Source organism: Kitasatospora sp. NPDC030952, from assembly GCF_055571335.1.
The window spans coordinates 29,861-50,071 of sequence record NZ_JBVIFM010000022.1 but is presented as its reverse complement, the minus strand read 5'-3'; the positions used below and the strand labels follow the sequence as shown (position 1 = coordinate 50,071).

At 74.6% G+C, this 20,211-nt stretch carries 17 protein-coding genes; 8 read left to right on the top strand and 9 right to left on the bottom strand.

The genetic code is table 11. The annotated features are described in order from the left end of the window. The first annotated feature begins 97 nt into the window (after positions 1-97). The 6 genes from ACZ47G_RS30680 (at position 98) to ACZ47G_RS30655 (ending at position 5,196) form a co-directional block, all read left to right on the top strand. The gene (locus ACZ47G_RS30680; RefSeq protein ID WP_465748227.1) at positions 98-760 is read left to right on the top strand and encodes a DUF2269 domain-containing protein; all 663 of its coding nucleotides are present in this window, start codon (positions 98-100) and stop codon (positions 758-760) included. A 63-nt stretch (positions 761-823) separates the two neighbouring features. Then, entirely contained in the window at positions 824-1,831 is a 1,008-nt protein-coding gene (locus ACZ47G_RS30675; RefSeq protein WP_465748225.1) for an MsnO8 family LLM class oxidoreductase, read from the top strand. A 678-nt stretch (positions 1,832-2,509) separates the two neighbouring features. Continuing rightward, positions 2,510-2,893: a hypothetical protein gene (locus tag ACZ47G_RS30670; RefSeq protein ID WP_188302932.1), complete on the top strand. Its 384-nt coding sequence runs from the start codon at positions 2,510-2,512 to the stop codon at positions 2,891-2,893. Positions 2,894-3,038: 145 nt separating this feature from the next. Continuing rightward, positions 3,039-4,190, top strand: a complete 1,152-nt coding sequence (locus ACZ47G_RS30665) for a hypothetical protein (RefSeq protein ID WP_465748223.1) — start codon at positions 3,039-3,041, stop codon at positions 4,188-4,190. 82 nt (positions 4,191-4,272) lie between these two features. Further along, complete coding sequence (locus ACZ47G_RS30660) at positions 4,273-4,668, top strand: roadblock/LC7 domain-containing protein (protein WP_380462478.1); 396 nt, start codon at positions 4,273-4,275, stop codon at positions 4,666-4,668. Positions 4,669-4,821: 153 nt separating this feature from the next. Next, entirely contained in the window at positions 4,822-5,196 is a 375-nt protein-coding gene (locus ACZ47G_RS30655) for a hypothetical protein (protein ID WP_465748221.1), read from the top strand. A gap of 57 nt (positions 5,197-5,253) precedes the next feature. Here ACZ47G_RS30655 and ACZ47G_RS30650 read toward each other — a convergent pair whose 3' ends face one another. The 6 genes from ACZ47G_RS30650 to ACZ47G_RS30625 form a co-directional block, all read right to left on the bottom strand. Continuing rightward, entirely contained in the window at positions 5,254-5,655 is a 402-nt protein-coding gene (locus ACZ47G_RS30650; protein WP_465748219.1) for a DUF6188 family protein, read from the bottom strand. After that, positions 5,636-6,928 (bottom strand): NUDIX hydrolase, encoded by a 1,293-nt coding sequence (locus tag ACZ47G_RS30645; RefSeq protein ID WP_465748217.1) that lies wholly within the window; start codon positions 6,926-6,928, stop codon positions 5,636-5,638. The genes ACZ47G_RS30650 and ACZ47G_RS30645 overlap by 20 nt, the downstream gene beginning before the upstream one ends. 139 nt (positions 6,929-7,067) lie before the next feature. Further along, complete coding sequence (locus ACZ47G_RS30640; protein WP_465748215.1) at positions 7,068-7,952, bottom strand: SGNH/GDSL hydrolase family protein; 885 nt, start codon at positions 7,950-7,952, stop codon at positions 7,068-7,070. Further along, the gene (locus ACZ47G_RS30635) at positions 7,949-9,322 is read right to left on the bottom strand and encodes a glycosyltransferase (protein WP_465748213.1); all 1,374 of its coding nucleotides are present in this window, start codon (positions 9,320-9,322) and stop codon (positions 7,949-7,951) included. The genes ACZ47G_RS30640 and ACZ47G_RS30635 overlap by 4 nt, the downstream gene beginning before the upstream one ends. Beyond that, on the bottom strand, positions 9,319-10,695 hold the full coding sequence (locus ACZ47G_RS30630) for a glycosyltransferase family 4 protein (protein WP_465748211.1): 1,377 nt from the start codon (positions 10,693-10,695) through the stop codon (positions 9,319-9,321). Before ACZ47G_RS30630 ends, ACZ47G_RS30635 begins: the two co-directional genes overlap by 4 nt. 111 nt (positions 10,696-10,806) lie before the next feature. Then, positions 10,807-10,995 (bottom strand): YegP family protein, encoded by a 189-nt coding sequence (locus tag ACZ47G_RS30625; protein WP_188305239.1) that lies wholly within the window; start codon positions 10,993-10,995, stop codon positions 10,807-10,809. Between the two features lie 355 nt (positions 10,996-11,350). Between ACZ47G_RS30625 and ACZ47G_RS30620 the strand changes: the two genes are divergently transcribed. Further along, the gene (locus ACZ47G_RS30620; RefSeq protein WP_465748209.1) at positions 11,351-14,302 is read left to right on the top strand and encodes an ATP-binding protein; all 2,952 of its coding nucleotides are present in this window, start codon (positions 11,351-11,353) and stop codon (positions 14,300-14,302) included. 332 nt (positions 14,303-14,634) lie between these two features. Here the strand turns inward: ACZ47G_RS30620 and ACZ47G_RS30615 are convergent, their stop codons facing one another. Beyond that, a complete protein-coding gene (locus ACZ47G_RS30615) occupies positions 14,635-16,323 on the bottom strand; it encodes a serine/threonine-protein kinase (RefSeq protein ID WP_465748401.1) in 1,689 nt (562 codons plus the stop codon). A 146-nt stretch (positions 16,324-16,469) separates the two neighbouring features. On the opposite strand from ACZ47G_RS30615, the gene ACZ47G_RS30610 reads away from it, so the two are divergent. Then, entirely contained in the window at positions 16,470-17,264 is a 795-nt protein-coding gene (locus ACZ47G_RS30610) for an FHA domain-containing protein (protein ID WP_465748207.1), read from the top strand. A 9-nt stretch (positions 17,265-17,273) separates the two neighbouring features. On the opposite strand, the gene ACZ47G_RS30605 is transcribed toward ACZ47G_RS30610, so the two are convergent. After that, positions 17,274-17,525 (bottom strand): hypothetical protein, encoded by a 252-nt coding sequence (locus ACZ47G_RS30605; RefSeq protein WP_465748205.1) that lies wholly within the window; start codon positions 17,523-17,525, stop codon positions 17,274-17,276. Positions 17,526-17,557: 32 nt separating this feature from the next. Beyond that, a complete protein-coding gene (locus ACZ47G_RS30600; RefSeq protein WP_465748203.1) occupies positions 17,558-20,080 on the bottom strand; it encodes a hypothetical protein in 2,523 nt (840 codons plus the stop codon). Between the last annotated feature and the right edge of the window lie 131 nt (positions 20,081-20,211).

The window sequence follows — 20,211 nt, the reverse complement described above, 5'->3', positions numbered from 1 at the left end:
GGAGTAGGCCAAGTTACTTCCATCGTCAGATGCCCGATGAGGAGCGGGCGGGGGAGTCTGGGCGCGTCCTCGTGACCCCGACTCGAAGGAGGTACCCGTGCGCTCGTCCACCGGAGCCGTCGCGGCCCCCGGCGCGGGGCGGCGGTCCGCCGGCCGCCGCCTGTCGCCGGGGGCGCGCAAGCGGCTGGTGGTGCTGCACGTCGTCGCCTCGGTGAGCTGGCTGGCGCTGATGCTCTGCCTGCTCACCCTGGCGGTGACGGCGCTGACCACCGACGACGCCGACCGGTTGAGAACCGCCTACCGGGCGATGGCCCTGCTCGGCGACCCGCTCATCCTGCCGCTGAGCCTGCTCACCCTGCTGAGCGGGGTGGCGCTGGGGCTCGGCACGTCCTGGGGCCTGTTCCGGTACTACTGGGTAAGTACCAAGTTCTGGCTGACGCTCGGCGCGACGGCCGCCTCGGTGTTCGCCCTCACCGACCGGCTGCACGACGCGGCCCGCGTCGCGGACGCTCACCCGACCGGCCCGATCCCGGTGGCGGAGCTCGGCTTCGTCCGCTACAACACGGTGATCGTCCCGGCGGTCGCGCTCGCGCTCTACCTGTTCAACGTCATCCTGTCGGTGTACAAGCCCTGGGGGCGCCGTACGGCCGCGGCCGAGCTCCCGGGCCGAATACCCCGGGCCGGTGCCCGGACCGACGGCCGGACCGAGGCCCGGACCGAGGCCGGGCCCGGGCCCGGGCCCGGGTCCGAGGGGCGATGACGGTGGCACCCGTCGGCGCCCGCTGGGGGAATGCCCACCCGGCGGGTGGGCGTTGTCCACCCCGTGACCAGCGCTACGCCCGCGACCAGGCTCTCCGTCCTCGACCGCTCCCGGACCAGACAGGGCGAGGAACCCGCGCAGGCGCTGCGCAACACGGTGGCCCTCGCCCGCGAGGTCGAGCGGCTGGGCTACCACCGCTTCTGGGTCTCCGAGCACCACGGCGTGCCCGGGGTGGCCGGATCGGCGCCGACGGTGCTCGCCGCGGCGGTCGCGGCGGCCACCAGCCGGATCCGGGTCGGCACCGGCGGGGTGATGCTGCCCAACCACCAGCCCATGGTGGTGGCCGAGCAGTTCGGGGTGCTGGCGGCGCTGTTCCCGGGGCGGATCGACATGGGGCTCGGTCGCTCAGTGGGCTTCACCGACGGCGTCCGGCGGGCGCTCGGGCGGGAGAAGGACGCCGCGGACGACTTCGGCGGCCAGCTGAGCGAGCTGCTCGGCTACTTCGACGGCTCGCAGCAGGTGCACCGGGACGTCCACGCCCGTCCGGCCGAGGGCCTGCACGTGCCGGCTTTCGTCCTGGCCACCGGTGCGGGCGCCGAGCTGGCCGCCGAGGCCGGGCTGCCGCTGGTGATCGCCGCCGCGCGCGGGGAGGACCGGATGCTCGCCGCGATCGACGCCTACCGCAGCCGCTTCCGACCCTCCGAGCAGGCCGACGAGCCGTACGTGGTGGTCTCGGGCACGGCCGCGGTGGCCGAGACCGAGGAACGGGCGCGCGAACTGCTCGTCCCGGAGGCCTGGGCCGGCGCGTACTCCCGCACCCACGGGGAGTTCCCGCCGCTGGCCCCGGCCGCCGAGATCCGGGCGCGGGCGATGAGCGAGCGCGAGCGGGCCGCGTTCGAGCAGTCGCTCAAGGGGCACATCGCGGGCACCCCGGAGCAGGCCGCCGCCGAGCTGGCCGCCCTGGTGGCGCGCAGCGGCGCGGACGAGTTCCTGGTGGCGACCAGCACCTACGACCGCACCGCACTGCTGGACTCCTACCGGCTGCTCGCCGAGGCCGTCGGCCAGGCCTGAGCCGTGGTCGACCCGGGCTGAGTCGCCTGGGTCGCCCCTGGCCTCCCCGGCTACCCGGGCCGGATTTCTGACCAGGCGTGATGACCTGCTACTGTTCTTCTTGTCGAGGGGAAATGATCTTCCGAAACGAAGACTTCTCGAACATGCGTCAGCGGTGCTACCAGAGCACGTCCTACTTTCAGTAGGAAGAGTCCGTGCGATCCGGGCCTGGCGCTCCACCCGAAGGGGCCCGTTCCGTCCAGCGGAACGGGCCCCTTCGTCATGCCCGGCCGTCCGCCGTGGCCCTCCACCCGTCCGCCCGTCTGTCGGAGCCCGAGCCGCCGTCCGCCCGTCCGGCATGGCCGGGCGCGCCCGGTCGCCGACCCGGCGGGTCCTCTTATCGCACTTTGGCCCTCGAAACCCTCGCCTGCGATCCGGTATCGGCCAAGGTCCCGTGCCAGGTGGCCGTTGAGCCATCCGTCGCGAGGGACGATCGGCCAGCTGGTTTGCTCCTCAGGCGGACCTGACGCTCCATCACACCTTGGCTGAAACCCGCCGCAGCTGGTGTGAATATGCCATTGGAATGTTCGTCATACGGAATCCGGCAGTAGCCTTCCGTGTCGAACCTGCCACTGCTGGTGGCGACCCGGCCGGAGTCGCGCTGCGCCCGGCCACCCAGACCCCCTCGAAGGAGCCGGTGTGCCGGGTATCGACGAATGCCTCTCCGGAGCGATGGCGATCGCCGGAGCCCGCTCGGCGAGCCTGGTCGACTGGAGCAGCGGACTCGCCCTCGGCAGCCTCGGGGACAGCCCGGTCGGCGAACACGAGACCGCAGCCGCCGAGGCAACCGACCTGGTGCGCGCGGCAGTTGAGAGCCAGACCTTCACCGTGGCGGAGGACCGGCGCTCGCCGTTGGAGGACATCATCGTCACCGCGGGTCGCAGCTACCACCTGATCCGCTTCATCGACACCGTCTTCGACAGCCGGCTCGTCCTGCACCTCTGGCTGGACCGGGAGTCGGGCAACCTCGCCGTCGCCCGCTTCCGCCTCCAGGCCCTCGCCGAGGAGCTGGTGCTGGGGTGAGCGCGGCGCCCGAACCGATCGTCGCATTCCGGCCAGCCGGCCGCGCCACCTCGCCCGCCGTTGCCACGTCGACGCCCCCGACGTCCCCGATGGCCCCGGCGATCCCGACGCCCCCGATGGCCCTGACCGCCCGGCGGTGGCCCGCATGACCGCCGCACGGCTGACCGCCGCACCGCTGATCGTCGCACCGTTGACCGCCGCACCGTTGACCGCCGAAGCGCCGCCGGCGGAGCCGACCGACCGGGCCGAGTCCGCCACGCCCAGGACCCCGGGCGAGGCCGTCGCCCTGCTCGCCGCCCGCCGGGCCACCGGCGCCCTGCACGGTCCGCTCGGCATCCTCCACCTGGTCGACGGCCAGGTGGCCGCCGCCGAGTCGCCGCGCGCGCCCGGGCTGGCCGACCTGCTCACCGGCTGCGGTCGGATCACCCCCGAGGGCTGGGCCGAGCTGCTGGACCGCCACGGCCCGCAGGGGCGGGTCGGCGAAGTCCTGGTCGAACGGCGGCTGCTCACCCACGGCGAGCTCGAACTCGGCCACCTGGGCACGCTGTTCGACGCCTCCTACTTCATCCTCGCCGACCCGGCCGGCGGCACCTGGCGGTTCGAGTCCGCCGCCCGGCACTGGCTCGGCCCGGTGGCACTGGTCGACCCGGCGCGGCTCGGCCGCGAGGTCGAGCGCCGTCGCCGGCTCCTCGACCGGATCTGGCCCTGGCCGCAGCTCGACACCGCACCGGTGCGTCCGGTCGAGCACAGCCGACGCCCCTCGCACCGCCCGCCCGGCCGACGCCGACGCGACCTGCTGGACCACGCCGACGGCCGAAGAACCCCGGCGGACCTGGCCCGGCTGCTCGGCCGCTCCGGCTTCGGTGTGACGGCGGACGTCCGCCGGCTGGCCGCCGCCGGACTGCTCGACGCCCCCCGCCACGCCGCGCCGACCGTCACGCCCCCGGTCGCCCCCGGCCCGTCCGCACCCGGACACTCCGGAGCCGCCCCCGCCCGCCCGGCCGAGGTGCCCGCCCGCCCGGCGGCCGCACCCGTCCGCCCCGGCGGCGGACTGCACCGCAGGGTCCCCGGCGCCACCCTCCGCGGCATCCCGGTCGCCGGCTCCCCGGGCACTGGCGCCCCGGTCACCAGTCCCTCGGCCACCAGCTCCGCGCCCTCCGGCCCCGTAGCCCCCGCGCCCGCCCCCACGCGCTCCGACCGACCACCCACCCCGGCAGCGGCCCACCCGCTGACCGTCCCCGACCCGGACATCGCGCTGCTGACCCGGGTCCGAGACCTTCTGGAGGTCCGACTTTGAGCCACTCTCCGCCCGCGACCCCGCCGTCCCGGCCATGAGGCGGGCACTCAAGCAGCGTGTCGGAAGGAGACAACTGATCGCCTTGGAGACCGAGCTGCTCGCCGAGCTCCGCGCCGTCAAACGCCGCGTCCCGCACCTCGCGGGCGGCCTGGTGGCCAGCGTGGACGGCCTGCTGGTCGCGCACGACACCCACGGGACGGAACCCACCGGTCTGGCCGCGATGACGGCGGCCTCGCTCTCGCTGGCCCAGCGGCTGGCGGACACCACCGGCCAGGGCGAGTTCCGCGAGTCGGTGGTGCGCGGCGAACACGGCTACGTGGCCACCTACGCGGCCGGTGGCAGCTGCGTGCTGACCCTGCTGGCGCTCCCGGACGTCAACGTCGGCCGGCTCCACCTGGAGGCCCGCCGCTGCGCCCGGCGCATCGCCGAGCTGCTCAACGACGCCCTGGTGCCGAAGGACCCGCGCGACGCGGGCTGACCCGCCCCGGCCGAAGACCCTTCCGGTCCATCGACCAATCGACCGACCCACCCACCGACCGACCCACCCACCGACCAACCCACCCACCGACCAACCCACCCACCGACCAACCGACTTATCGACCAACCGACTGACCAACAGGAGTTGACGACAATGACCGACGCAGCCGGCGCGCTCAAGCAGGCGATGACCACCATCGAAGGTGCCATCGGTGCGGCCCTGGTGGACTACAACAGCGGCATGGCGCTCGCCACCCTCGACGGGCCCGGCGGCCTGGACCTCAACGTGGCGGCGGCCGGGAACACCGACGTGGTGCGCGCCAAGATGCGCACCATGGACATGCTCGGCCTGCAGGACGGCATCGAGGACATCCTGATCACGCTGAGCAGCCAGTACCACCTGATCCGCCCGCTCGGCGGCCGCACCGGCAAGGGCCTCTTCCTCTACCTGGCGCTGGACAAGGGCCGGGCCAACCTGGCGATGGCCCGCCACCAGCTCACCCGGATCGAGGCCGACCTGGAGGTCTGACCGGCCACAGGGCGCCGGCTACGGGCGCCGGGTCGCGGAACAGGCCCCGGCGGCGGCTCACGCCCCGCCGGGCTCCGTCCACCGGACCTCGCCGCCCGCCAGCCCCGCGCACACCGCGCCGTCGGCGGTCAGCACGCTCCACGGTGCGAGCAGCGCGTGCGGCGGGACGGACAGCGCGCCGCCCTCCGCGAACCCCAGCTCCAGGCCGCCGGCCGGGGTGATCCGGGCGGTGTCGACCGTCCGGCCGACCAGTGCCAGCAGGGGCGGCGTCGGCCGGACGGTGAGCGCCGGGAAGAAGTGCCCGACCTCCTTCGGGGCCGCGAAGGACGGCGCCGCGAAGCGGAACTCGTGCGCCACCCGTACGGTCACCGGCCCGTCGAGCCGCAGGTCGAGCCGGGCTCCGCCGCTGACGGCCTCGACCCGCCGACCGGTCAGCACCTCAGTGATCGCGTTCTGCATGCCCCCAGTGTTCACCCGTCCGAGGGTTCTCAACCCCCGGACCGGCGGCCCGTCCGCGCACCAGCTCGACCGGCCCGCCCGCCCGTTCCCGGGCCGCGATCGCGGCGGCGACCCGGTTCCAGGACGGCTCGGACAGCAGGACCCGGGCCTCCTCCGGACCGCAGAGCCGCCACTCCACCAGCTCCTGCTCCTGGAGCGTGATCGAACCGAGCAGTTCCGCCGTCACCTGGCCGCCGTCGTAGACGTACACCAGGACGGCGGTGTCCCGGCCGGTCGCCGGGTCGGCCTCGGGGTCGGCCACCACCCCGGGCTGCCAGTCCAGCGCGAGCAGCGGCCCCGGCTCGACCTCCCAGCCCAGTTCCTCGCGGATCTCCCGCCGCGCCGCCATCCGGGGCGTCTCCCGGGCGGCCTCGACCCCGCCGCCCGGGAGCGTCCAGTACGGCACCCGCCCGCGCGGGCCGTCCCACGGCTGTAGCCGCACCAGCAGCACCCGGCCGTCACCGTCGGTGAACAGCGCCCGGGCCTTCGCCCGGATCCGCGGCCGGGTGGCGTAGTAGGTGTCCCGGTCCATCGGCGGCTCGGTCGTCGGCGGCTCGGCCGTCGGTGGCCCGCTGGACCTCAGGGCCGACTCCGCCCCCAGCCCGGGCGCGGTCCCCAGTCCGCGCGCGGTCCCCAGCCCGGGCGCTGCGGCCAGCCCGGTGTACTCGGGTACCGGCCCGTCGGCGGGTAGCGCCCGCAGGGTGTGCCCGACCGGCAGGCTGTCCTCCAGCTCCAGCGGCCCGGCCGTCCGCGGCGCCCGCAGGCAGGCCGTCACCCGCCGGGACAGCCGCGGCGGCAGGGCGTGCCCCGCCTCCTCCGCCGTCAGCCACACCCATCCGCCGACCTCGGCGGCGTCCGGCCGGATCGCCGCCACCTGTTCCGCCGTCAGCGGCTCGGCCCAGTACAGGTACGCCACGATCGGCGGACGGGTCGGGGACATCGCCCAGTCGACGCACGCCAGCGGCCCCAGTCGGGGCGTGAAGCCCAGCTCCTCGGCGATCTCCCGCTCCGCCGTCTCCCGGGGCGAGCGGTCGGCGGGCTCCCACCCGCCGCCGGGGATCGCCACCGGATGCTTCCGGTCGTACGGCAGCCGCACCACCAGCACTCGCCCCCGCCCGTCCGGGAACGGCTGCCCGTCCGGGAACGGTTGCCCGTCCGGGGCCGCCTGCCCGTCCGGGAACAGCACCCCGGCCGCCGCCAGGATCCCCCGTCCCGTCTTGCCCGACGCTTCCACCCAGGCTCCTTCCGCCACAGCGTTCCCCGGGGACGACATCCCCGCCGGGCTCATGGTTCCCCCCGAACTCCTGCGCGGATACCCGCTCCCGGTGATCCCGCCCTCGCCGCTCGGCAGAGCCGCGCCCCGCGCGGTGCCGTCACCCCAGCGAGGCCAGGGCCTGGGCCGTGGCCCAGACCATCCGTTCGTCGTGCCGCGCGCTCGACCCGCGCAGCCGGGCGGCGCCCTCCACCGCGGCCAGGGCCAGCAGGCCCGGCAGCAGGTCGGTGCTGCGGGCGGCGACCCAGCGGGTGCCCCGGGTGGCCATCCACCAGAGGTCGGCGGCGCGGCCCGGTGGGGGTTCGGCGGGTTCGACGGCGGGCGGTGGGCCGAGCGGGTGCCCCGCCGTGCCGAGCAGTTCGTGGAACCGGCGGGCGATCAGGTGGTGCCCCTCGGCGCTGGGGTGGAGGCGGTCCACGCTCAGCAGTCGCCGCTGTTCGCACCAGGGAAGTTCGGCGATGTGCAGGTGTACGGCCCGGTGCCGCGCGGTCAGGGCGTGCACCACGGTGTTGACCGCGCGCATCCGCCGGGCCAGCGGACGGGCGAGCGGTGCCGGGAGGCGCAGCAGGGTGCCGGCGTCGGGCAGGCAGGCGGTGAGCAACACCGCGCCGTGGCAGGACAGTTCGCCCAGGGTGGCATCCAGTTCCAGGGTGGTGCGCCGGATGTCGAAGCCCGCCCGCAGGGTGTCGTTCCCGCCGACCAGTACGGCCGCCAGCTGGGGGCGCCGGGCCAGTGCCGCCGGAACCTGACGGCTCGTCAGGTCGGCGGTCTGGGCGCCGCTGTAGGCCAGGTTGGTGAACTCGACGGTCCGCCCCTCGGGCGCCAGCGACCCGGCGAGGACGGCGGCCCAGCCGCGCCACCGCTCGCCGACCTGGTCTCCGATCCCCTCGGTCAGCGAGTCCCCGAGCGCGACGAAGCGCAGCAGCTCGCCCGCGGTCGGCCGGTCCTCGGCGGCCCGGTCGGGCCCGGCATCCAGCACGCTCATCGCGAACCCCCCTCCCGTGCACCGGAGTTCCACTCATCCCCACCGGGGCCCCGGCCCGGGCTCGCGCCCGAGCCCCCAAGCGCGCTCGAGCCCCCAAACGCGCCCGAGCCCGCAAACGCGCCCGAGCCCTCAAGTTCACCCGAGCCCCGCAGCCCGCCCGCGACACCCGGTCCCCGCGCCTCGCTCGCCGCACCGGGCTCCCGTGCCCCGCCCGCCGTGTCCGGTCCCCGTACCCCGTGCGCCGCCAGGAAGGCCGCCACCGCCGCCGGCCAGCCGTACCGCTCGGCCTGTGCCCGGGCGGCCGCCCGCCGCACCGGCTCCGACCGCCCCAGCAACTCCCTTACGGCGGCGGCGAATCCGGCCCCGGAGTCGACGGCGGCCACCCCGGCGGGCCCGACCAGTCCGGGCAGCGCGGAGGAGCGGCTGACCGCGACCGGCGTGCCGCAGGCCAGCGCCTCCAGCGCGGCCAGCCCGAAGGTCTCCACCGGTCCGGGCGCCAGCACGACGTCCGCGCTGCCCAGCAGCCCGGCCAGTTCCGCGCGCCCGCCGAGGTGGCCGAGGAAGCGCACCGGCAGCCGCAGCCGCGCGGCCCGGGCGGCCAGCCGGTCCCGCAGCGGGCCGGTCCCGGCCACCACCAGGACGGCGGGCAGCCCGCGCGCCCGCAGCCGGGTCAGCGCCTCGATCGCCCGCTCGGGCCGTTTCTCGGCCGAGAGCCGGGAGCAGAGCACCAGCAGCACGTCCCCGGGCGCCGCGTACCGGGCCCGTTCCACCGCCCGTACGTCCGCCGGCAACGGGCGCATCGCCGTCAGGTCCACCCCGAGCGGCGCCCGGACCAGGTTGGGCACGCCGATGCGGCGGAACTCGGCCGCCGCCCAGTCGGTGGTGCAGAGCACCGAGTCGTAGGCGCGGGCGGTCGCCGCGTTGAGCCGGTCGGCGGCCGCGGCGGCCAGCGGGCGGGGTACGCCCCAGGTGCCCAGCAGCCCGGTGGCGCTCTCGTGCGAGACCATCACCGAGCGGACGCCGTGCCGCCGGGCCCAACTGCCGCTCCAGCGCAGGGTCGTACGGTCGGAGACCTCCAGCCGGTCGGGGCTGAGCCGGGTCAGTTCGGCGGCCACCGCCCGCCGGTCGGTGAGCAGCCGGTAGCCGCCGCTGGCCGGCAGCACGGGGCCGGGGAGGGTGACCACCAGGCCCTGCTCGGTGTCCTCCTCGGAGCGCCGCTCGCCGGGCACGATCAGCACCGGCCGGTGCCCGGCCGCCCGGTACCCGGCACCCAGGTGGCGCAGCGCGGTGCGCAGGCCGCCGGAGACCGGGGTGACGAAGTTGGCGAGCCGCACGATCGTCAGCGGCCCGCTGCGAGGTGGGGGCGTCATGCCGGCAGCTCCTCCGGCAGGACCGGCACCTCCGGCTCGGCGGTGGCGGTCGCCGTCGGTGTGGCGGTCGCGGCCGGTGTGGCGGTGGTGGTGGCGGTCGCGGCCGGTGTGGCGGTGGTGGCGGTGGCGGTCGATGTGGCGTTCGCGGGAGCAACAGCAGGAGCAACAGCAGGAGCAACAGCAACAGCAGCAGCCTGAGCGCCGGAGGTTCCCGCCGCCCCCGCCACCCCCCGGTGCTCCGCGAGCACCTCGGCGTAGTGCCGCAGCAGCAGGTCCCCGACCGCCTCCCAGGTCCGGGCGGTGACCTCGGCCCGCCCGGCCCGCCCGTACGAGGCCCGCCGGGCCGGGTCGGCGGCCAGCTCGGCGACCGCCCGGGCGACCGCCGCGCCGTCCCGGGGCGGCACCAGCAGCCCGGTGCGGTGGTGGGCGACCAGATCGAGCGGGCCGCCGGCGGCCGGTCCGATCACGGGCACGCCGCTGGCCATCGCCTCCTGGATGGTCTGGCAGAAGGTCTCCAGCGGGCCGGTGTGGACGAACACGTCCAGGGTCGCGAAACATCGCGCCAGTTCCTCGCCGGTGCGGCGGCCGAGGAACACCGCGCCGGGCATCGAGGCCTTGAGCCCGGGCGCCGAGGGGCCGTCCCCGACGACCACCACCCGCACCCCGGGCAGGGCGGAGGCGGCGGCCAGCAGGTCGACCCGCTTCTCGGGTGCCAGCCGCCCGACGTACCCGACCAGCACCTCCCCGCCGGGGGCGAGCGCCCGGTGCAGGGCCTCGTCGCGGTGCCGGGGGTGGAAGCGCACCGAGTCCACCCCGCGCGGCCACAGCTGGACCCTGGGCACCCCGTGCGCGGTGAGGTCCTGCGCGGCGGGGGTGGAGGGCGCCAGGGTGCGGGCGGCGGCCCGGTGCACGGCCCGGATCCGCCGCCAGGCGGCGGCCTCCCCGAGCCCCCGCCCGGCCCGGTAGGCGTGGGCGTACCCGGCGAGGTCGGTCTGGTAGACGGCGACGGCGGGCACCCCGAGCCGGGCCGCGACCTGCGCTCCGCGCGCGCCCAGCACGAACGGGCTGGCCAGGTGGACGATGTCGGGCCGGTGCCGGGCGAGCGCGGCCGCCAGTTGCCGGCTGGGCAGCGCGATCCGCACCTGGGGGTACCCGGGCAGCGGCATCGACGGGATGTGCACCACGGGGATCCGCTCCGCCTCGGCGCCGGTGCCGAAGGTCTGCGGCGGGCACTGGGCGCCCCGCGCCGGCGCGGGGGTGACGACGAGGGGCCGGTGGCCCCGACGGAGCAGGTGCTCGGCCGTCCGCAGCACGCTGTGGGCGACTCCGTTGACCTCGGGAGGAAAGGATTCGGTGACGATGGCGACGCGCATGCCTGTGTTGTGTCCGCGCCCGGCGTGCACCCGGCCAAAGGGATCTGTCGTACAAGCGAACGCGGGTCGGCGATTTGCACCGCCGACCCGCGTCCTCCACCCGGCGTCGCCTCAGGCCGAGCCGGCCGTCTCCTTGAGCTCCGCGTACGGCGCGAGCTTGCGGATCGACTCGATGCTCCTCAGGCAGTCGTCCTTGCTCTCGTGCGGGTCGCCGGTCACCACGACGGACCCATTGCTCGCCTTGAGCCGGAACCGGTGCATCCCGCTCTCGTCCGTGTACAGCTCGAACTTCCCAGCCATGCCAGTCGACACCTCTCGCTCAGGTAACCCCCTCGCACCGCACCGTAGGTCCGACCCCGAAGCGCCGCCCGCCGGCTGGGGCATCCGAGTCATCGGACCAGGTCCATCTGGCTCGTTCGGTTCGGTCGGCGCACCCGTGCGATGACGGAGGCTCGGTCCTCGGGTTCCTGAAGAGCTGGGCGGGCTCGCGCGGCGGGCCCTCCCGGCCGCTGGGCGGCTGTACCGCTGGACGTGTCGGTGAACCGGTCAGCCCGATACCGTTGCGCGGGGCCGTTGCTCGGTGTCCGCACCGCTGTCATGATCACGTGTGCGGGGAGCGGCCTGTTCGAGTGGTGAGCGTGAGGGGCTGGAACCGATGGGGATGACGTTCGGGGTGCTGGGTCCGCTGGCGGTGGCCGTGGACTCGGAGCCGCAGGCGTTGCCCCGGGCGACGGTGCTGCGCGGGCTGCTGGGCGCGCTGCTGCTCGCCGAGAGCGAGCGGCTGTCGGCCGCGCGGCTGCTGGAGCTCGTGTGGGCCGGGCAGACCGACCGGGTCGGCCGGGGCGCCGTGCACACCGGGGTGTCCCGGCTGCGCGGGTGGCTCGGGACGTTCGGGGACGGCACGGTCGTGCTGGAATCCGACGCCGAGGGCTACCGGCTGGCCGTCCGCCCTGAGGCCGTCGACCTCGGGCGCTTCCGGCGGCTGGCCGCCGACGGGGAGCCGGCCGCCGCGCTCGACCTGCGGCGCGGCCCGGTGCTGGCCGGGCTGGACCGGCTCAACCGCGAGGACCCGCTGCTGACGGCGGTCGAGGAGACCGTCCGCACCACCGCCCTCACCCTCGCCCGGACCGCCGACCCCCGCTGCGCCCTGCCGGCCGTGACGGCGCTCGCCGAGGAGCACCCCTTCGACGAGCCCGTGCAGGCCGCCCTCCTCGAACTGCTCGCCGCCGACGGCCGCCCCGCCGAGGCGCTGCGCCGCTTCCAGGCGCTGCGACGGCGGCTGGCCCAGGAGCTCGGGATCGAGCCGGGCGAGCAGGTCCAGAGCGTCTTCCTCGCGCTGCTGGCCCGCGATCACGACGGCGCCCGACCGGCCCACGCGCCGAGCCAACTCCCGCCCGACCTCCCGGACTTCACCGGCCGCGAGGAGCACCTGCGGCTCGTCCTCGCCGCCCTCTCCGACGGCCGCGTACCGGTGGTCTCGGGCATGGGCGGGATCGGCAAGACCGCCCTCGCCGTCCACGCCGCCCACCGCGCCGCCGCCGACTACCCCGACGGCCGCCTCTACGCGGACCTGCGCGGCGCCGACGACGAACCGGCCGACCCGGCCCGCGTGCTCGCCGCCTTCCTGCGCGCCCTCGGCGCCGACGCCCGGGAGATCCCCGAGTCCCTCGACGAACGCGCGGCCCTCTACCGCACCCTGCTCGCCGACCGCCGCGTGCTCGTCGTCCTGGACAACGCCGCGGGGGAGGGCCAGCTCCGGTCCCTGCTCCCCGGCAGCCCGGCGCAGTCCGGAGCAGCCGCGCTCGTCACCAGCCGCGCCACCCTCACCGCCCTGCCCGGTGCCCGGCTCATCGACCTCGGCGGGTTCGACGCCGCCCACGCCGAGACGCTGCTGCGCCACATCGTCGGCGACGCCCGGGTCGCCGCCGAACCCGTCGCCGCCGGGCAGATCGCCGACCTCTGCGGCGGCATGCCGCTCGCCGTCCGCATCGCCGGCGCCCGCCTGGCCGCCCGCCCGCGCTGGAGCCTCGCCCGCCTCGCCGAGCTGCTGTGCGACGAGCGCCGCCGCCTCGACGAGCTCGCGGCCGGCGACCTCGCCGTGCGGGCGGGCTTCGCCGTCGGCTACACCCGGCTGCCGGAGTCGACCCGCCGCACCTTCCGCCTGCTCGGCCTGCTCGACGCACCCGACTTCGCCCCCTGGGCCGCCGCCGCGCTCGCAGACATCCCCTTGGAAGAGGCCGAGCGGCAGCTGGAGGAGCTCATCGACGCCCAGCTCCTCCAGGAGACCGGCACCGAGCCCCACCTTCGCTACCGCTTCCACGACCTCGTCCGGCTCTACGCCCGTGAGCACGCCCACGCCACCGACGGCCCCGCCGATCGCGCCGATGCCCTCGAACGGGCCTTCGGCGCCTGGCTCTGGCTCGCCGAACAGGCCGGCGACCAGGTGCCAGGGCCCTGCTTCGCCGCGATCCACAGCGCCGCCCCACGCCGCCCGCTGCCGGACGGCCCCGCGGCGCGGCTGCTCGACGACCCGATGGCCTGGTTCGACGTGGAGCAGCCCGCGCTCAACGCGTGCGCCCGGCAGGCCGCCGCGCTGCGCCTCGTCCCGACCGCCTGGGACCTTGCCGCCTGCCAGGAGAGGTACTGCGACGTCCGCGGCCTCTACGACGACTGGCGCACCACCAACCTCGCCGTCCTCCAGGTCTGCAAGGCGGCCGGTGACGTCGTCGGCACGGCCGTGCTCACCCGCGGCCTCATCGAGGTGACCACCTGGGCGACCCCCGCCGACGGGACCCAGGCGATGGTCGCGCTGGACGGCCGCGCGCGGCAGCTTCTCGACCTGTTCGAGCAGGTGGGCGAACCGCGCGGCGCCGCCGACGCCCTCGTCCTGCTCGCCTGGAGCCTGGTCGCCCAGGGCCGCGCGCGCGAGGCCCTCGACACCGCCCGCCGCGCCCTGGACCTCGCCGCCGGCCACGACCACCCCGGCGGAGTGGCCAAGGCGCACCAGATCATCGCCGTCGCCCACGGCGAGACCGACCTCGGCCGCACCATCGAGCACCTCACCGAGACGCTGCGCCTGGCGCGCATGATCGGCAACGTCCGCTTCGAGGCCACCGCGATCCAGTTCCTCGGCGCCGCCCACGGCCGCGCGGGCGACGTCGGGCGCGGGTGCGACCTGCTCATGAACTCGCTCGCGATGGCCCGCTCGCTCGGCGACAGCTACGCCGAGGCGTTCTCCCTGCTCTACCTGGCCACGCTCCACGCGAAGACCGGCGACGACCGGGCGCGGCAGACGGCGGAGGCGGCGCTGGCCATCGCGCGGCGCTTCGAGTTGGGCCACCACCTCGCCCAAGCCCTGGGCATCCTGGGCGAGTTGGACCTCGCGGCGGGGCAGCACGACGCGGCCGTCGCGCACCTGGAGGAGTCCGTCCTGCTCTGGCGGGCCCGCGGCTGGCGGTCGTTCCTCGCCGAGGCGCTGCGGGCGCTCGGGCGCGCGTACGAGGCGGCGGGGCTGGCCGGGCCCGCCGAACGGGTGCGGCGTGAGGCCCGGGAGCTGGGCGAGGGCCCGGCGAACGGCGACGCGGACGCGCTGTCGCACGACGGCTGAGGCGCCGCGGCTGGTCCACGGACGGTTCGGGCGGTCCGCGGACGGTTCGGATGACCCACGGACGGTTCGGGCGGCCTACGGACGGCGCGGTTGGTCCACGGACGGTACACACCCGCGGCCGGGTCCGTCCCCTGCGCGGACCCGGCCGTCCCCCCCCAGCGGGTGTGTACATCGAATGTAGGCAGGGGCGTCTTACCGATCGCTTACCGATCGCTCACCGCTCCGCTCGTTCGGAAGCCTCCACGCGATTTCGTCGAACGGCCTACACACCGTCGACCCAGTTGCCGTTGATGCCGTCGATGTCTGGGCCGCAGTCGTTCCGGCGACCCGTTTCACCGGCGGACCGGGGTGGTGCCGTTCATGCCGAAGCGTGCGGAGCACTGCTCGCCTGACGGGTTGTTCGCGTTCCGGACGCAGATCCACATCGTGTAGCCGATGTCCGGGACGAAGCTCGTCTTCGCGGCGCCCCAGGAGGCGCGGAAGGTGTAGGTGAAGCCGTCGCTGCGGGCGAGCTCGGCGACGCAGGTTTGGTTCAGGGAGGTGTTGAGCACGCCCGCGAGTGAGCCGGAGCCGTTGTCGTCCAGCCAGGCGGAGCAGGCGGCGTCGTTGCCGAACCAACTGGTGTCCGCCTCGGAGCCCTTGACCTGTGCCGGGTCGTCGCTGCCGTTGATGCCGCCGATCGATGACGAGGTGGGGCTGGGGGCGGTCGCCGAGGGGGCGGCGGGGGCCGTGCTCGGTGGGGTGGCCGGGGGGAGGGTAGCGGGCTTGGCGGTGGCGGTGGCGGAGGTCGAGGGCTGCAGGCTCGGGGAGGGTGTCCGCGTGGTGCCGGCCGGGGCGGTCGACGGCGGGGGAGAGGGTTGGGCGGTGGCGGCGACCGAGGCGCTCGGGCTCGCGGAGGGCCCGTGGGGCGTCCCGGCCACGGACGCGACGGTGAGCGGCGCGCCGCCGGACGCCTGCGACGTGTGGTCCGGCGGGGAGGTGAACGGGCTGAGGACGAACACCGCGACCGCGCCGAGGGCGATCGCCGCGGCGATCGGTAGCAGGAACAGGTGCTTGCGCGGGCGGCGGGGTGGTGCGAGGGGTGCGGTCCCGACGTCGGACTTCCGGTCAGTGGTCGCATCCGGTGGCGGGACGGTCTCCAGCTTGCCGATCGGCGTTTCGGCGAAGGCACGTCGCGACTCGATGTGTGACGTGACCTCGGACGGCCAGGACGGGGGAGTGGCGGGCCGGTGCGTGCGGGTCGCCAGGACGAGCTCGTCGGCGGTGGGGCGGGCTCCGGGGTCGGTGGCGAGACAGGGCTCGAGGAGGGCGGCGAGGTCGGCGTCCACGGCGCGCAGCGGCCGCAGGTCGGGGACGGCGCTGGGCGTGCGGGCCGAGGCGGCGTAGAGCAGGAGTGCCGCGAGCGAGTAGACGTCCGCGGGCGCCGCCACGTCCTCGTCCCCGGCCTGCTGTTCCGGGGCCGAGAAGCCCTGCGTCCCGTAACCGCCACCGCTCCTGGTGAGCCTCGCCTGGTCCGCGGCGCGCGCGATGCCGAAGTCGATCAGCTTCACGCCGCCGCGCACCAGCATGACGTTGGCGGGCTTGATGTCGCGGTGCGCGATCTCGGACGCGTGTACGGCCCGCAGCTGAGCGGCTGTCTCGGTCAGCAGGAGCCACAGCGCCTCGGCGGGCAGCGGGCCGTGCAGCCGGACCGCCTCGTCCACCGTGAGCCCGGGGACGTACTCGGTGGCGAACCAGGGGCGTTCCGGAGTGGCGTCGCTCGCCAGTACCCGGGGTCCGACTCCGTACGGCACGCGGTAGAGGATGCCGACCTCTCGTTCGAAGCGCTCGCTGGAGACCAGCCGCGGCCGGACGAGCTTGACGGCGGCGTAGCCCCTGTCCGAGACGCCGAGGTAGACCTCGCCCATACCGCCGGTGCCGAGCAGCCCGATGGTGCTGAAGCTGCCGATCTCCTGCGGATCGCCTGGACCGAGTGGTTCGGCGACCATGCTGTCGATCGCGGCAGTTCGCCGACTGATCATGCTCACGGCGGGCAGGCTATCGAGCAAGTTCATTCAGAGCAAACAGAGTTGAGGGTTCCGCAAGCTCGGCGCAGGCATGCCCGCAGGGGGACTGGTCCTCCCGGCGCGCTCGTACACTGGCGCGAGCCGAGGCGGAGGTATGTGAGATGGCGTACGGAGACTTCCCACCCCAGGTGCTGCCGCCGGGCAGTCCTTCCGACCGGGTGCCCTCGGCGCCACCCGGGACGATCTTCGTGCTCGGCCCGGAAGGCGGGTACGCCGTGCCGCCGCGCCGGTACACCTTGCTGTTCGGGCGCGACCGCGAGGACGTGCACGTACCGGTCGGTGTCGACGACCCGATCGTCAGCCGTCGGCACGGCGTCTTCACCTGCGCCGGCCCGGACGGCGACTGGTGGCTGGTCAATACCGGCAATCTGCCGATCGAGCTGCCCGACGGCGTGCTGATGCTCACCGGCCACAAGCGGATCATCGGGCCCGGCTACACCCCGCTGGTGATCAACTCGTCCAAGCGGCGCTCCCACCTGGTGGAGGCCCGTGTCGTGGACGGGGACGACCTGCACCCCCGTTCCACGAGCAGCGCCGAGACCGCGGCTCCCGACACGGTCTACGTGCTCTCCCTGCAGGAACGGCTGGTGCTGACCGCGCTCGCCCGGCGCTACCTGGAGGGCCAGGACGCCTTCCCGCTCCCGCTGGCCTGGGAGGACACGGCCCGGCTGGTCAACGCCTCGCCCCACACGACCAAGTTCTGGACCCACAAGTCGGTCGCCAACACCGTCGAGGACGTGCGCGAACGGCTTCGCCGGCGGGGCGTGCGCGGCCTGACGCGCGACGAGGTCGGCGAGCCGGTCGGCTCGACGCTCAGCGTCAACCTGATCAGGGAACTGCTGAAGACGGCGACGCTGAACGCCCAGGACCTGGAGTCGCTGGCCGATCGGGACTGACGCGTTCTCTCAGTCCTCCGCCTTGGGCGCGGCTTCGTCGTTGTGGTTGTCGTCGTTGTGGTTGTAGGTGACGTGCATGGTGCCGTGTTCCACGGCGAAGACGGCTGCCTGGTCCTCGGCCGAGTTGTGCTGGTGCGGTCGGGGTTGCGGCTGCTCGGGGTGATGCGTGGTCGTGTTCGTCACGTGGTTGCTGTCGCCCACGATGAAGGTGCCGGAGACGTCTCCGGCGTGGATGTCACCGGGAGTGGATTCCGTAGGCATGGTCGTCCTTTCCTGGTCGGATTCGTGGCGGATCAAAAGGCTGTGCAGTGGAGCACCAGACTCTGCCAGGCCGAGTTGTATGCCGAAGCCTGGCCGGCTGTGTCGTAGCTGTTACTGGTCTTGTTCCGAAACGAGCGGAACTGGCTCTCCTCCTGCTGGAGAGCGGTCAGTATGCCCTTGAGGTCGGCTACCACGGCTCTGTCCCGCGCTTGCGAGATGGCTCCCCGCGACGTGGACTCGCTGGCGCGCAGGTCTTTGAGGATGATGTCGATGCGGGAGTTCATCGCGCTGTCGTCGGGAACGGCGGAGGTCCGTCCTGAGTTGTGCGCGTTCACGGCGTTGTTGTACGACTCGACGGCGCTGTGCACGGTGGGCAGGTCGGCGTTGTGCTGCTGGTTCTCCTGTCCCAATTCCGGCACCACCGTTGCGCACACGGGATCGACGGGGTCCGGTGTGACGACCGGAGGCGGGGGCGGCGGGGCGGGGGTGTAGACCCGCGGAGGCGGCGGCGGGGCGGGGGTGTAGACCCGCGGAGGCGGGACCGATGGGTAGGTGGCCTGGGCCGCCGGAGTTCGGTCCGACTGGTTCTGGGTGTAGACCATGGCACCCACGCCGATGACGCCTGTGAAGCCGACGACACAGGCGACGGCGAGGGCTGTTCCTCCCTTGGCGGTGGCCGCAGCGGCGGTGGCGACCGCCGTGTGGCCGGTGCCGGCCGTGGTGGTGGCGCTCGCGGCGTGCGTCGAGTGGGCGGCTGACGAGTGGGCGGCTGAGAGGTCGATCTTGTGTGGCAGGGCGTGCGAGGGGGAGTGCGCACCGGCCACGTGGCCGGTGGGTGGGGGCTGTTGGGCGGCCTGGGACAGGTCGATCACCTGCGGTGGAGTCGGCGCGTGCACGGGCGCCGGAGCGGTGGGGGCGAGGGCCGGGTGGGTGACCGTCGGGGGGCTGACCACCGGATGGGCGACCGGCGGCGGGGCGACCGCGGTCGGTGCCGGCGTGACCGGCGTGACCGGAGCAACCGGGGCGATCGGCGTGACCGGAGCAACCGGCGCAAGAGGCACGACCGGCGCAAGAGGCACGATCGGCGGTGCGGCGGTGATCGCCGCCGTGGCGGCCTGGTGGGCCACCGAGTGCGCTTGCAGGGCGGCGAGTTCCTGCCAGAGCACCCCCGCCTCCAGTACCAGGGCCGTCGTCAGTGCCGCCCGGCCGATCGCCCTTCGCCGGGTGCGCGCCTCGCGCAGGAAGAACTCCTCGCCCGCGCTGTCCCCCGCGCTCTTCGCGGCGGCCCAGCCGGCCCCGAGGAGGCTGCCCCACGCGTCGAACTGCCGGGACAGCGCCAGTTTCGGCGAGGCGGCACGGGCCAGCGCCGTGCCGAGGCGTGCGTGTCCGCTCCGCTCCGCTCCCATCACCGCGACGTCCAGGGCCTGGAAGTGGGCCGCGACCTGGTCCGGGGTGGTCTCCCGCGACTCGACCCACGCGGTGAGCGCCCGGCAGAGTCTGTCGGCGGGGAACTGCGTCATCCGGCTCCTCAGCACGCACTCGGCGACGTCCGGTGGACACCCGTAGCCGGTTTCCGAGGCGGTCAGCAGACCGTGCCGCACCAGGCGGTCGGCGAGCGCGTCGCCGTCCGTCCGGCCGAGCAGCGCGTTGAGCTGCCGGGCCGCCAACTCGGCGCCGGACAGCGAGCCGAGCAGGTGCAGCAGGTCACGCTCGGCCGGCTGGAGCCGGTTGAGCAGCGCGGGGAGCAGTGCGGGGAGGTCGGCGATGCCCGGCAGGCCCTTGCCGGTCGCGGCTGACAGGGCGATGCGCCGCAGCCGGAGCGGATTGCCGTGCACGGCGTCGCACAGCGCCGCCACGGTCCGCGCTTCCTCGGGCCGCAACTGGCGGGCCAGTACCGTCTGTACGAGGTGCACCCCTGCCGAGTCCGTCAGTCCGTCGAGATGGATCGCGCGTACGCCGCTGACCGACGACCGGTGCTGTGAGGTGAAGACGAAGGTGGAGTGCCCGGCCATGTCGAAGAGCCGGTGCAGGTCCTTCTCGTCGAGCCCCGCGTCGTCCAGGTAGATCCGCAGCCGCAGGGTTTTCAGGTGCTCCTTCAACACCTCCAGCGACGGTTTGTAGTTCGGCGCGTCGAAGCTGATGTCGAAGATCGCCTGCGCGAGGTCGTCGGCCGTCCGTCTGCCGGCTTCGATGTGGGCCACGCCTTCGGGCCCGCGCGGCATGCTGCGGGCGAGGTGGCGCAGCAGCGCACTCTTGCCGACCCCGGGGGCGCCCCAGATCTGCACCAACTGATGTGTCCCGAGCTCCCGTTGCAGGACTCGAAGGTCCTGCTCCCGGCCGATCAGCGGATCGGCGCCGGAGCGCGGCAGGTGGGAGATCGGCTGACGCTTGACCGGAGTGGGCGGCGGCCCCGCGTTCAGGGTGACGCTCGAACCGTTCTCGGCGGTGATGTTCAGGTTGGTCACGGTGTTCCGGTCGCCGACGATCATCGTCCCGGACACGTCGCCCGCCCGGATTCGTGCGGAACCGCCCAGAGCACCGTTGTTCTCTGGCATCTGCTTCCCCGGTCCTCTCCAAGGTTCGGGTCCCGGCACTCGGTCATGCTGGCGCCGACCCGTCATCGGAACCCGTCGCTTTTACCTGTTTGGTGAGATCGCCGGAACCAGTCGCCGCTACCGGCTCGGTG